The sequence below is a fragment of the Streptomyces sp. PT12 genome, assembly GCF_003311645.1.
Classification (GTDB): Bacteria; Actinomycetota; Actinomycetes; order Streptomycetales; family Streptomycetaceae; genus Streptomyces.
The window spans coordinates 197,676-210,188 of the sequence record NZ_QEST01000184.1 but is presented as its reverse complement, the minus strand read 5'-3'; the positions used below and the strand labels follow the sequence as shown (position 1 = coordinate 210,188).

The following is a 12,513-nucleotide window of genomic DNA, read 5'->3' as shown; positions in this document are numbered from 1 at the left end:
CCGAGGCTCGACACGTGCGGACAGATCCATCCGAAGCCCGCGGCCCGGAGGACGCCTCCACGGGCCCGTCGGCCCGCCAGCCGCCCCTCGGCCTGCCGAAGGTCGTGACGGTGGTGCTCGACAGCGCCAGGCGGGTCGTCTTCTGGGGTCCCACGGCGGAGGAGACCCTGGGCTTCGGCCGGTCGGACGCCCTGGGCCGACCGGTCGACGACTTCACCGACGACGCGCGGGCCCTGCGCCCCCCCGAGGGGGAGATCGCCTGGCACGCCTGCGTCACGCTGCGCCACCGCGACGGGCACACGATCACGTTCGACGCCAGGGGGGCGGTGCTCGACCATGTGCCGGGGGAGCCGCTGGCCCTGATCCACATGGTCGAGGAGGGCAAGCTCAAGCTCGTCGTAAAGGACCTGGCGACGCTCAACAGCCTGTTCAACGCCTCGCCGCTCGGCATCGCCGTGTTCGACGCCGAGCTGCGCTACAGCAGGGCCAACGAGGCGCTGTCCCTGCTGCACGGCGCCCCCGTGAACGAGCTGCTCGGCCGCACGGTCCTCGAGGTGCTGCCCCGGCCCATGGCGGAGGAGATCCACCGGCTCCAGCGCGACGTGCTCGACTCGGGCCGTTCGGTGATCGACCTGGTCACCGCGTCGCCCGACGGGCGGGGCGCCCAGTCCGTGTCGTTCGGCCGCCTCACCGACCAGACGGGCCGCGTGCTCGGCGTGAGCTGCACGGTCATGGACATCACCGAGCGGCGCGAGGCGCTGGACAAGATCGAACGCGCCAGGCAGCGGCTCGCCCTGCTCAACGACGTGGGCAGCGCGCTTGGCAACCTCCTCGACGTCCGCCCCATCTGCTCGGCGCTCACCCGTGCGCTGGTCCCCAGGTTCGGCGACCACGCGGGCGTCGGGCTGCTGATGTCCGTGGCCAGGGGCGAGGAGCCCGCGCCCCCCGACGAGCTGACCGATGTCGCGCTGATCCAGCTGGGCCTCTCCAGCGTCGCTCCCGGGCCCGCCGTGGACACGTTCGCCCAGGAGGAGCAGGAGGTCGTGCACGCGCGCGACTCGCTCTTCGGCACGGTCGTCACCACGGGGACGCCGTTCCTCGCCCAGTCGCCCGAGGAGCTGAGCGCCGCCGCCGCCGAGGGCGACCCGCGCCTGGCCGCCTCCGGGGAGCTGGGCGAACACTCCCTGCTCTGCGTGCCGTTGAGCGCCAGGGGCCGGGTGCTCGCCGCGCTGGTCGTCAGCCGCTCGGGCGACCGGCCGCCGTTCGACCAGGAGGATCTGGCCCTGGCCATGGAGCTGGCCGCCCGCGCGGGCATCTCGCTTGACAACGCCCGCCTCTACGGGCGCGAGCGCGAGGCCGCGCTGATGCTCCAGCGCAGCCTGCTCCCCCAGTCGCTGCCCGCGCTGCCCGGCGTGCGGGTGAGCCACCGCTATGTGCCAAGCCGCAGCGGCGCGGAGATCGGCGGCGACTGGTTCGACGTGATCCCGCTTGGCGACGAGCGGGTGGCGTTTGTCATCGGCGACGCGACCGGGCACGGGCTGCGCGCCGCGGCCACGATGGGGCAGCTGCGCACGGCGGTGCGGACCCTGGCCGGGCTCGACCTGGCCCCCGCCGACCTGCTGCGCAGGCTCAACGACCTGGGCCGCGACATCGCCCAGCCGCCCGACACGCCCGTGATGGCCACGTGCGTCTACGCCGTCTACGACCCGGCCGCCCACAGCTGCACCCTGGCCAAGGCGGGCCACCTGCCGCCGGTGTTCGCGGTGCGGGACCAGGACACGGGCCGCTGGCGGGCCACCCCGCTCGAGCTGCCCACGGGCGCGCCGCTCGGCGTGGACGGGGTGCCGTTCGAGGAGCAGCGGATCGAAGCGGCCGACGGCGCGGTCCTCGTGCTCTACACGGACGGGCTGATCGAGACGCGCGACGACGACATCTCGGTGGGCATCGGCCGCCTCTGCGAGGCGCTGACCGAGGCGTTGGAGGACGACGGGTCGCTCGAGGACGTGTGCGACAGGATCGTGCTGGCGCTGCACCCCTCGGCCGCCGAGCGTGAGTCGGACGACATCGCGCTGCTCGCCGCGCGCCTGGGGCGGCTGCCCGAGGACCGGGTGACGTCCTGGACGTTCCCCGCCGAGCGCCGCGCGGTGCGCCGCACGCGGACGACGGTGCGCCGGGCGCTGGCCGAGTGGGGCCTCGCCCCGCTGGCCGACCGGGCGGCGCTGCTGGTCAGCGAGCTGGTGACCAACGCCGTCCGGCACGCGGGCGGCCCGATCCAGATGCGGATGGTGCTGGGCGCGACGCTGCTCGTCGAGGTGACCGACCCGGTGCCCGACCCGCCGCTCGAACGCGACGCGCTGCCGGACGACGAGGGCGGCAGGGGCCTGCTGCTGGTCGCAAGCGAGTCGCGCCGCTGGGGCACGCGCCGCGAACCCGCGGGCAAAACCGTGTGGTTCGAGCTGACGCTCCCCGACTGAGCGCTCCCCGGCCGAAAGGGCCCCCGACTGAGCGCTCCCCGGCCGAAAGGGCCCCCGCTGAAAGGACCCCCGCCCGAACGCTCCCCGCGCCGCCGTGCGCTCAGGCCGCGACGGGCTCGGGTGACCGCTCGGGCAGGCGGGCCAGGCGCTCGGCGACCGCCCCCGGGGTGGGCGCTGGCAGCCTGTCGACGAGGCGGCCATCGGCCAGGAACAGCACCTCGTCGGCGAACGACGCCGCCACCGGGTCGTGCGTCACCATCACGACCGTCCTGCCGTACTCGTCGACCGCGCGGCGCAGCAGGCCGAGCACGTCGCGCGCCGACCGCGTGTCGAGCGCGCCGGTCGGCTCGTCGGCGAGGATCAGGGCGGGCTCGGTGACCAGCGCCCTGGCCACCGCGACCCGCTGCCGCTGCCCGCCCGAGAGCTCGGATGGCAGGTGGTCGAGGCGCGCGCCGAGGCCGACCCGGCGCAGGATGTCCACGGCGCGGGCCGCGTCCACCCTGCGCCCCGCGAGGCGGACGGGCAGCGCGACGTTCTCCAGCACGGTCAGGGTGGGCAGCAGGTCGCAAGCCTGGAAGACGAAGCCGATCCGCTCCCTGCGCAGCCGCGTCGCCGCCGCCTCGTCGCCGGTCAGCTCGCAGCCGTCCACGACCACCAGGCCGCCGGTGGGCCGGTCGAGCCCGGCCGCGCACGTCAGCAGCGTGCTCTTGCCCGACCCCGAAGGGCCCATCACGGCCGTGAAGCCGCCCGTGGGCAGCGAGAGCGAGACGCTGTCGAGCGCGGTGACCCCGGTGCCCGTGGCGTCGGAGCCGTACACCTTGGTGACCGACACCAGGCGCAGCGCCTCCGCCGAGTGGGATCCCCGCCCCTCACCTCGCGACCTGAACATCGCTCTCACCTCGCCTCTTCCCGCGGCGCCCGGCGCGCCGCCCTCACCGTCGAAGGTAGTCGGGCGCCATCGGCCGTGGCGATGGGCGCAGCCACCGGGCACGGGTGTAGCTGGCACCACCCCGCGGGCGGGGGCCTCAGCCGGGAGGGCTCAGCGGACGGGCAGGTGGTAGGCGATCCTGAACCGGTCGGCGGGGACGACGACATCGGCCGTCTCGACGGGCATGCTGCCCGCCCGGTACGTCCGCGTCACGACCAGGACCGAGTGGCCCGGCAGCCCGCCGAGCACGCGGGCCTCGGCGGCGAGGGCGGGGCGGGCGGCGACCTCCTCCGCGACGTTGTCCACCTCGATGTCGATGGCCGCCATGCGCTCGACCACGCCGCGACCGGCCAACGGGCCCTGCTCGGGCAGCATCACGGGCGTCCGGCCCGTGATGCGCAGCGGCTCCCACGACGTGGACACCATCACCGGCTCGCCGCCGATCCTGAACACGTACCGCGTGCACATCACCGGGTCGTCGGGCTCGATCGCGAGGCGCTCGGCCACCACCGCGGGCGCGTCCTGCCGCTCGCTGCGCCCCTCCCACGTGCCGCGCACGCGCTCGTCCGCCTGCTCCTGGCGGAACGGGGTGCACTCGCCCAACGTCCGGTAGCCGCTGCGGGAGATGGTGCGCTGCACCGGGCGCTCGCGCACATAAGTGCCCGAGCCTGACCTGCCCTCCACCAGGCCCTCGGCCATCAACACCTTGCGCGCCTCGAGGGCGACGGTGTCCGAGACGCCGTAGGTGGCGCGGATGCTCGCCTGCGAGGGCAGCCGGGTGTGCGGCGGCAGGGTGCCGTCGGCGATTTGCTGTCGAAGATCTTCTGCGACTCGGAGATACGCGGGCTGCTCACCGAATGGCACTGGCCCTCCCGGAGATATTGACAATCGGCAACAGCTTGACAACAGAGGGTTGCCGCCCGCAAGGGAAGGGCAGAGTTTCACCCGAAGTGATGACCCCTCTTCAGAGACCCTGCCGGGAAGCAGAATGGGGCCATGCGCCTGAGGGAGACGCGCCTTTCCGAGATCGAGGCGCTGCGGGAGGTCGAGCGCGCGGCGGGCGAGCCGTTCCGCGCCCTCGGCATGGGCGAGATCGCCGACGACGAGCCGCCAGGGGCCGAGGAGTTGGCGCGTTTCGTCCACGCGGGGCTGTCCTGGGTGGTGGCCGACGCGGGAGACCGACCCGTGGCCTATCTGGTGGCAGATCCGGTGGACGGCGGGCTGCACATCGAGCAGGTCTCGGTGCACCCGGCCAACGCCCGCCGCGGGTTGGGGCGTTCCCTGATCGAGCACGCCGCGGCGCACGCCACGGGGCGCGGGCTGGCGGCGCTCACGCTGACCACGTTCGCCGATGTGCCGTGGAACGCGCCTTACTACGAGCGGTGCGGCTTCGCCGTGCTCGAAGGGGCCGCGCTCACCGCGGGACTGCGGGCCGTCGTCGCCCGCGAAACGGCCGCTGGCCTGGGCCGCTGGCCCCGCGTCTGCATGCGCCGCCCGCTCCCTTCGGCTCCCCCGCGCCCGGCCTGCGCGCCCTGACAGAATGTGCGGCCTGACGGGGCCACCGCGGCCGGGGAAGACGGAAGGGACCATGACATGAGCGCCTCAGGGGGCACTAGGGCGATCGTCGCCGCGCTGTGCGCGAACTCGGCGATCGCCGCAGCCAAGTTCGTCGCGGCGGCGTTCAGCGGATCCGCCTCCATGCTGGCCGAGGGCGTCCACTCGGTCGCCGACGCGGGCAACCAGGCGCTGCTGCTGGTCGGCGGGAAGCGCGCCAAGCGCGCGGCCACCGAGGAACACCCCTTCGGCTACGGGCGCGAGCGCTATATCTACGCGTTCATCGTCGCCATCGTGCTGTTCTCGGTCGGCGGCCTCTTCGCGGTCTACGAGGGCGTCGAGAAGATCCGCCACCCGCACGAGATCGAGCACTGGTACTGGCCCGTGGGCGTGCTGGTCTTCGCGATCATCGCCGAGACCATCTCGTTCCGCACCGCGATCATGGAGTCCAACGAGGTGCGCGGCCTCCAGTCCTGGTCGCAGTTCGTGCGGACCGCCAAGGCGCCCGAGCTGCCCGTCGTGCTCCTGGAGGACCTGGGCGCGCTCGTCGGCCTGGTGCTCGCGCTCGGCGGCGTCGGGCTCGCGCTGGCCACGGGCGACGGGGTGTGGGACGGCATCGGCACGCTGGGCATCGGCGTCCTGCTGGTGACGATCGCGGTGGTGCTCGCCGTGGAGACCAAGTCGCTGCTGCTCGGCGAGGCGGGCAGCCCCGCGATGGTCGCGCGCATCAGGACGGCGCTCGTGGACGGCGACTCGGTCACCGGCGTCATCCACATGAAGACCCTGCACCTGGGCCCCGAGGAGCTGCTGGTCGCGGCGAAGATCGCCGTTCCGGCGGGGAACGACGCGGCGACCGTGGCCAGGGCGATCGACTCGGCCGAGTCCCGCGTGCGGGAGGCCGAGCCGATCGCCCGGGTCATCTATCTGGAGCCCGACATCGAGCGGTCAGTGCCGGGCGGCCGGTCCGATGGGGCCGACCAGACCTGACCAGAACGGATGAGACCCGATCAGAACGGACCAGAACGCATCAGAACTGAAGCGCCCAGGAGTTGAGCTGGCCCTCGTCGATGTTGGCGTTGTCCGTCACCGTGAGGGTCCAGGTCCCGTCGGCGTCGGTCCCGGCGCCGTTGAGGTAGTACGAGCCCTCGATGTCGTCGGTGCTGCCGCCGCTGCGGTCGTGCAGCGTCCACGACGTGCCGTCGGGCGCGGTGAGGTCGATGGTCAGGTCGCCGATGTAGGTGTGCTGGATGGAGAGCTCCGCGATGAACGCGCCGTCGAGCACGCCCGCGCCGGTCACGTCGAGCGTGGACTCCGACGTGGTGAGGTCCGTGATCGGGACGGCCGTGTCGCTCTCGAAGCGCGGCCCGTCAGGCGGCTCGGGCGCGCCGCCCTGACCACCGGTGTGCACCAGGGCGTTGACCGTGCTCCCTGGAACGCCGCTGAGGCGGTTCCAGACCGCGCCGTCCACCAGCGCGTCGGTGACCTCGGCCGGGGTGGCGGCGGGGTTCGCCTCCAGGTAGAGCGCCACGGCGCCCGCGACGTGCGGTGAGGCCATCGACGTGCCCGAGATGGTGTTCTCGGCCGTGTCGCTGGTGTTCCACGCGGAGGTGATGTCGGTGCCGGGACCGAAGATGTCCACGCGCGAACCGAGGTTGGAGAAGCTGGACACCCCGTCGGTGATCGTGCTCGACGCGACCGTGATCGCCTCGGGGACGCGGGCGGGCGAGTAGTTGTTCGCGTCGGCGCCGTAGGAGTTGCCCGCGGCGACGGCCAGGGTGACGCCCGAGGCGATGGTGTTCTGCGCGGCCGCGTCGAGCACCGGGTCGGCCGGGCCGCCCAGGCTCAGGTTGGCCACGGCGGGACCGTCGGCGTCGGCCGCGACGAAGTCGAGCCCGTCGACCACCGTCTCGGTGGAGCCCGAGCCGCTGTCGTTGAGGACCTTCACGGCCACCAGATCGACTTCCTTGGCCACGCCGTAGCTCTCGCCGCCGACGGTACCGGCGACGTGCGTGCCGTGCCCGTGGCCGTCGCTGCCGTCGCCGCCGAAGGAGTCCCAGCCGAAGCGGGCCCGGCCCTCGAAGTCCTCGTGGGTGTAGCGGATCCCGGTGTCCACGATGTAGGCGGTGACGCCCTCGCCCGCGGTGTCGGGGTAGGTGTAGCTGTCGTCGAGCGGCAGGTCGGGCTGGTCGATCCGGTCAAGGCCCCAGGACGGCGGGCCCGGCTGGACGGCGGTCGTCGTGAACGTCTGGTTCTGCGAGACCAGGCGCACCGCGGGGTCGGCGGCCAGCTCGAGGGCCTCCGCCTCGGTCAGCTCGGCGGCGAACCCGTTGAGCACGTGCTCGTATACGGTCGTCACCTTGGCGCCGTGTTCGACCGCGAGGGACTCGGCCGTGGCCGAGGTCGCCGAGACGCCGTCCTCGAGGACGACGATGTAGCTGCCGGGGATGGTGCCCTCGGCACCGGCGTTGGCGATGACTCCTTGGGCCGCTTCGGCCCCGGACGGGGCCGCCGCCGCGGGTATCGCGGCGGCGATCCCCAGGCCGAGCAGGCCGACGGTGGCCACCGTCGCGCTGATCCTGCGGCGGCCGGACGTTCGCATCACTGCCATCGAGGGTTCTCCTCCTCATCGGTGAGCGCACCAACTAAAGCCATGGGCATGACAATCGGTCGTGCACATGACCACTGCCGCATCATCGGACGTTTCACAGATCTCCACAAGGGCGCCCACGCCTCGGTCACATGATGGCAATCCTCGTGAAGCAGCGGTGACTTGGCCCGTGCGGGGACGGCATGGCCCGTGCCGGGGCGGCTTGGCGGCCTTTGGGCCGGTCGGGGGCGGGGTCCCTCGCGGGCTCCCCCACGGGGTCCCCTGCCGGGGGCACGCGGGAGGGGCGGAAAAGTTGTCATGGACGGCAATAGATCGTTGCGGGGTCGCTGCGGGGGCGCCGCGCGGCTCGGCCGTTGTCGGTACAGGAACGCTGCGCGGCGCGGGGTCGTGTGTGGCGCGTTTACCGGTAGTTGCGCGGCGCGGATCGCAGGACGGCTTGGCCGTTGGTCGTGCCGGGCCGCTACGCGGCGCGGACCGCTCGTTGCGGGCCGGGGGCGCCGCGCGACTCCGGCCTGGGCGTGGCACGGGGGCCGCCGCGCGGCTCGCCCGGCTGACGTGGAACAGGTCGCCGCGCCGCTCACCCACCCGTGGCCCGGCCCGCCAGGCGCACGCACTCCCCCGGTCACCGCACCGGGGCCGGGCGTCGTGTGCGGCGGTGGCGTCACATCCACAGCACGCCGTCGTCCTCGTGCTCGTGGACGCGGTAGGCCATCGTGCGGCGCAGCGGGTCCTTTGGCACCGGGCCGCCGTACGGGAGCTTGACGGTGCCCTTGCCGGTCTGGACACCGCTGAGTTCGGCGTCGAACGCCTCGCGGGTGCTGGGGGGAACCCGAGGTTCGCGTGCTTCGCGTGGCCGCTGAGCACGAACAGGATCGTCCCCGACGGGTGCACCCAGGCGGGGTGGCCCCACTTGATGGCCTCGTTCGCGTCGGGCGCGGTCTCACGGGCCGGTGCGCGCGGTTGCCCTAGCAGCTCCCTGGCCTGGCCGGTGAACCCCTCGATGTACGCGTCGATGACGGGGCGGGTGTGCCCGGGCCCCGGCGAACTGCCGCTCGTTCGGCGGGCACTCGTCCGCCGGGTCCGAGTGGCGGAGTGCCCCGCGTGGGATGAGTCTCGTGCGTGAAGCGTCGATCTCCAGGAGTGCCCATGAGCGTGAACGCCCGTCGCGTCCGAAGGTCCATCGGCCCGGCCGTCGCGCTGGCCCTGATCCCGGCCGGTGCGGTGGCCGGGCCCGCGGACGCGCCGCCGCCGTGGCCTGACCTGATCGCCGTCAAGCGCGCCACGGCCGCCTACCACGACGTGGCCGCAGCCGAGGCCGACGGCTTCACGCGGACCTCGGAGTGCGAGCCCGAGAAGGGCGTCCACTTCCTGCGCGAAGTGGCCGACAGCGCGGAGGCGTTGGTGCCGACCCGGCCCAACGTCCTGGTCTACGAGCCCACTTCGGGCGGCGGCCTGCGGCTGCTCGGCGTGGAGTACGCGTCGAGGACCCCCGGCACGTTTCTCGGGCACGAGCTGCAACGTTCCTCCGTCGTCCCCTACTACCTGCTGCACGCGTGGGTGTGGGACCCGGGCGCGGGCCCCGACGACCTCTTCGAGGCCGACAACCCCCGGATCACCTGCGGAAATTGACCGGTCGCCGCCGGGGCGCGCGCCCGCTCACTTGCCGAGGAAGCGGCGGCAGAGGTCGTTCACGCGCCGGGTCTCCTCGGCGAGGAAGCGGGCGAAGCGTTCGCCGGTGAGGAACGCGTCGGGCCAGCCGTTGTCGCGCAACGCCCCGCGCCACTCCCGGGTTCCGTGCAACCGGGTGAGCAACGCCATCAGCCGCTCGCGCGCCTCGGCGGCGAGCCCGGGAGGGACGAGGAGCCCGCGCCAGTTGGTGAACTCCATGTCCAGGCCCACCTCGTGGAGCGTCGGGGCGTCAACGCCGGGGAACGTTGGGGCCCCGTGACCGCGAGAACCCGCAACTCCCCTGCGTCGACGGCGTGCTGGTACTCGCTGAGGCCGCTCACGACAAAGTCGACGCGCCCGCCGAGCAGGGCTGCGAGCAGGTCGCCCCCGCCGTCGAAGCGCTCGTGGGGCAGTGCGCGGGGCGCGAGGCCCACGGCCTCGGCGATCAGCATCAGCGCGAGGTGGTCGGGGCCGCCGACGTGCGAGCCGATCCCGGTGGCGAGCGCGCCCGAGCGCCAGTCGTCGACCAGCGCGCCGAACGTCGGATAGGGGGAGCCCGCCGCGACCACCACCGCCCCGGGCTCGTCGATCAGCCGGGCCAGCGGCGTCGCGTCCCCGACGGAGACGGCCGCGCCCGTGGCCCGGGCGCCCCCGAGCAGGCCGAGGCCCATCTGGAGCAGCAGGCGTTCGTTGCCCGACTCGTGGACGAGCCTGGTAGAGGTACTGCTGACGCTCCATCCGCTTTCCCACGGCGGCGTCCACGTCGTCCGGGATCTCGTCGTACTCGACAACCTGGCGGAAAGTCTCGGTGGCGTACTCGGCGTTCTGAAACGTGCCCCAGACGACCGTCGGATGCCAGATCCGAAAGACCCTTGTCCTCGCGTAAACGGGAAGCGCCTTGCGCTGTCGGGGAGCGGCCCCCGATTGGAGCTGGCGGCGCCACTCCGACCACAGCTCCTCGATGTGCCGGACGGTGGCGATCAGGTCGGGGATGTGCTCCCCGGCGCCCGTCTTCTCGCACCAGACGCGGATATCCTCCTCGCTGGCGTTCTGGCGTCCGTTCTCGAGCCGCGAGACCTTCGACTCCTGCCACCCGGTGACAGCGGCGAACGCCCGACCGCTCGAGTACCCCGCGTCTTTGCGGAGCCCTCGCAGCCGGGCTCCCAGCGTCTCCCGTTGTGCCCGTGCCTCGTCGCTCACTGACGGGTCACGGCTTGTACTCGGGGTGAGGGATCGCAAGAGACCAAAGCCGATCGCGGACTCGAACACACTCGGTCACGGTCCGGGCAGACTCGATCAGCCCGGATCCCAGGACTTGGAGGGTCGCCCGGCATGAGCTGCCGCTCACGTCCCCGGCCCGGTACGGCGAGGAGACCCGGCTTACCGGGCTTTGCGTGCGACAACGAGCCCGCTGGGACGCCTGCCCGTAAGCCAGGAGGCTGTCGCCCGCGTCCCACCGTGGCCTACCTTCAGTAGGTGAAGAGCGGAGGGCAGCGAGATGGCGCGGGGAGTCCGGGAGCGGCAGCGGGAGCAGACCCGGCAGTGCCTGCTGCGCGAGAGCAGGCGCCTGTTCTCGACCCTGGGCTACAACGCCGTGGGCCTGTCGGAGATCGTCAGCGCCGCGGGGGTGACCAAGGGCGCGCTGTACCACCACTTCGGCAGCAAGTCCGAGCTGTTCCGCGCCGTGCTCGGGCAGGTGCAGCAGGAGGTGGGCGAGCGCATCGCGGCCGTGGCGGACGAGCGGGATGACCTCTGGGACCAACTGGTCACCGGCTGCCTGGCGTTCCTCGAGGTCTCCACCGACCCGGCGATCCAGCGCATCATGCTGGTCGACGGACCGGCGGTCCTCGGCTGGGGCGAGTGGCGGGCGATGAACGAGGCCACCTCGGGCCGGCGTCTGGCGGAGGTGCTGACCGCCCTGGTCGACGAGGGAACGATCACCGCGCAGCCGGTCGAGCCGCTGACGCACCTGCTGTCGGGGGCGATGAACGAGGCGGTTCTGTGGCTGGCGACATCGCCGCGCCCGGATGGCCTGGCGGACACCGTCAGGGCGTTGACGCGGCTGCTCGAAACGTTGCGGGCCCGGTGATCGGGCGCCCGGCACGTCCGTCGGGGAGCGGTTCCGGCGGCTCCCGGCCGATGGCGCGCACCGCTCGCTCAGGCCGACGCGACGACATGGATCCTGACCCCGTTGGGATCCACCACGATCAGGTCGTTCGATTCCGGGTCCGAGAAGCGGAAGGCGAGCCGCTCGTCCCACCCCAGGCGGGTCAGGGAACGCCGGAGTTCGCCCTCTTCGACATCCGCTTCCAGGGTCATCCGGACCGTCCGCATCGGCGATGGCCGCACACCCCGCACCGCGGGGTGCGAGGGGTCGACAAGCGTCAGCTCCTGGGGAGGCAGCCCGGGTCGGACGAGGTCGGCGTGCCACTCGGTCTCGTGCGTGACCTTGAAGCCGAACAGCGACGCGTAGAAGTCGCGGGACGCCCCGAGGCGGGACGTGCTGATCACCGGACAGAAGCTCGCCAGCATGGGCCTCACCCCCCACTCGAGCACCAACGGTGCGCCCATCGAACCTAGTCACGTACCATCGGTATGTCAACGCCGCTGAGCCCGGCCCGACACAGGCCCGAGCGCGGGCGTTCCCCTCGTGACGCGCGGGCGTTCCCGTCGTTCTCCCGGGGGAACGCGAAACCGCGTTCGCTTCGACGACGAGTCCGCTCAAGAACGGTGACAGAAGAGATGACACCCTCCGCCCTGACCAGTTTCTATCCGGTGATCTGCACCCAGAACCTCAGGGAGTCGCTGGCCTTCTACACGGAACTGCTCGGTTTCGAGAAGACCTTCGAGGCCGACTGGTACGTCAGCTTGCGGCGGACCGAAGCGCCGCACTACGAACTCGCCCTGGTCGACGCGGAACACCAGACGGTCCCGGCGGCCTTTCGCCAGCCGGTCCGGGGAGTGCTGCTGAACTTCGAGGTGGCCGATGTGGACGCCGAGTACGCACGGCTAGTGGACGGCGCCGGCCTCAGGCCCGAACTCCCGCTCCGGAGCGAGGACTTCGGACAGCGGCACTTCATTCTTGCCGCGCCCGACGGGGTGCTGATCGACGTGATCACCCCGATCGAGCCCTCGCCCGAGTACGCCGCCGCCTACCGGAGCGCCCCCTGAGCTTCGGCGGCACCGGACCTGGTGGCCCGCACACCGTACGGGCGGGCCACCAGCGGTGGGCTACGGGGTCTGCTCGCAGTGCGGCGCCGGGGACGGCCCCAAGCCCTCGC

Annotated in this window: 12 protein-coding genes and 1 pseudogene; 6 read left to right on the top strand and 7 right to left on the bottom strand. The window is 72.7% G+C overall.

All coding sequences use genetic code 11. The annotated features are described in order from the left end of the window. The first annotated feature begins 14 nt into the window (after window positions 1-14). Window positions 15-2,474: a SpoIIE family protein phosphatase gene (locus DEH69_RS21300; protein ID WP_258534849.1), complete on the top strand. Its 2,460-nt coding sequence runs from the start codon at window positions 15-17 to the stop codon at window positions 2,472-2,474. A gap of 100 nt (window positions 2,475-2,574) precedes the next feature. Here DEH69_RS21300 and DEH69_RS21295 read toward each other — a convergent pair whose 3' ends face one another. Together DEH69_RS21295 and DEH69_RS21290 are read right to left on the bottom strand one after the other, a co-directional pair. Further along, window positions 2,575-3,363 carry an ABC transporter ATP-binding protein gene (locus DEH69_RS21295; RefSeq protein ID WP_113688574.1) on the bottom strand — a complete coding sequence of 263 codons (789 nt, stop codon included), beginning with the start codon at window positions 3,361-3,363 and terminating at the stop codon, window positions 2,575-2,577. Between the two features lie 150 nt (window positions 3,364-3,513). Beyond that, on the bottom strand, window positions 3,514-4,266 hold the full coding sequence (locus DEH69_RS21290; protein WP_113688573.1) for a GntR family transcriptional regulator: 753 nt from the start codon (window positions 4,264-4,266) through the stop codon (window positions 3,514-3,516). Window positions 4,267-4,398: 132 nt separating this feature from the next. On the opposite strand from DEH69_RS21290, the gene DEH69_RS21285 reads away from it, so the two are divergent. Together DEH69_RS21285 and DEH69_RS21280 are read left to right on the top strand one after the other, a co-directional pair. Next, window positions 4,399-4,938, top strand: a complete 540-nt coding sequence (locus tag DEH69_RS21285) for a GNAT family N-acetyltransferase (RefSeq protein WP_113688572.1) — start codon at window positions 4,399-4,401, stop codon at window positions 4,936-4,938. Window positions 4,939-4,995: 57 nt separating this feature from the next. Next, entirely contained in the window at window positions 4,996-5,943 is a 948-nt protein-coding gene (locus tag DEH69_RS21280) for a cation diffusion facilitator family transporter (RefSeq protein ID WP_113688571.1), read from the top strand. Window positions 5,944-5,983: 40 nt separating this feature from the next. On the opposite strand, the gene DEH69_RS21275 is transcribed toward DEH69_RS21280, so the two are convergent. Beyond that, complete coding sequence (locus tag DEH69_RS21275; RefSeq protein WP_113688570.1) at window positions 5,984-7,564, bottom strand: S8 family peptidase; 1,581 nt, start codon at window positions 7,562-7,564, stop codon at window positions 5,984-5,986. Between the two features lie 1,146 nt (window positions 7,565-8,710). Between DEH69_RS21275 and DEH69_RS21265 the strand changes: the two genes are divergently transcribed. Beyond that, window positions 8,711-9,193, top strand: a complete 483-nt coding sequence (locus DEH69_RS21265) for a hypothetical protein (protein WP_181727538.1) — start codon at window positions 8,711-8,713, stop codon at window positions 9,191-9,193. Window positions 9,194-9,220: 27 nt separating this feature from the next. On the opposite strand, the gene DEH69_RS33025 is transcribed toward DEH69_RS21265, so the two are convergent. The 3 genes and pseudogenes from DEH69_RS33025 to DEH69_RS33015 form a co-directional block, all read right to left on the bottom strand. Then, on the bottom strand, window positions 9,221-9,382 hold the full coding sequence (locus DEH69_RS33025; protein WP_258534872.1) for a hypothetical protein: 162 nt from the start codon (window positions 9,380-9,382) through the stop codon (window positions 9,221-9,223). After that, window positions 9,382-9,903 (bottom strand): tripartite tricarboxylate transporter substrate-binding protein, encoded by a 522-nt coding sequence (locus DEH69_RS33020; protein ID WP_258534865.1) that lies wholly within the window; start codon window positions 9,901-9,903, stop codon window positions 9,382-9,384. Before DEH69_RS33020 ends, DEH69_RS33025 begins: the two co-directional genes overlap by 1 nt. 91 nt (window positions 9,904-9,994) lie before the next feature. Beyond that, window positions 9,995-10,432: pseudogene (locus tag DEH69_RS33015) on the bottom strand (helix-turn-helix domain-containing protein); the annotation flags it as partial. A gap of 298 nt (window positions 10,433-10,730) precedes the next feature. Between DEH69_RS33015 and DEH69_RS21255 the strand changes: the two are divergent. Next, complete coding sequence (locus DEH69_RS21255; RefSeq protein WP_113688567.1) at window positions 10,731-11,321, top strand: TetR/AcrR family transcriptional regulator; 591 nt, start codon at window positions 10,731-10,733, stop codon at window positions 11,319-11,321. Window positions 11,322-11,389: 68 nt separating this feature from the next. On the opposite strand, the gene DEH69_RS21250 is transcribed toward DEH69_RS21255, so the two are convergent. Beyond that, window positions 11,390-11,743, bottom strand: coding sequence for a VOC family protein (locus DEH69_RS21250; protein ID WP_258534848.1), 354 nt, complete (start codon window positions 11,741-11,743; stop codon window positions 11,390-11,392). 231 nt (window positions 11,744-11,974) lie between these two features. Here DEH69_RS21250 and DEH69_RS21245 point away from each other — a divergent pair, with 231 nt between their 5' ends. After that, the gene (locus DEH69_RS21245) at window positions 11,975-12,403 is read left to right on the top strand and encodes a VOC family protein (RefSeq protein ID WP_113688565.1); all 429 of its coding nucleotides are present in this window, start codon (window positions 11,975-11,977) and stop codon (window positions 12,401-12,403) included. Window positions 12,404-12,513: the final 110 nt, after the last annotated feature.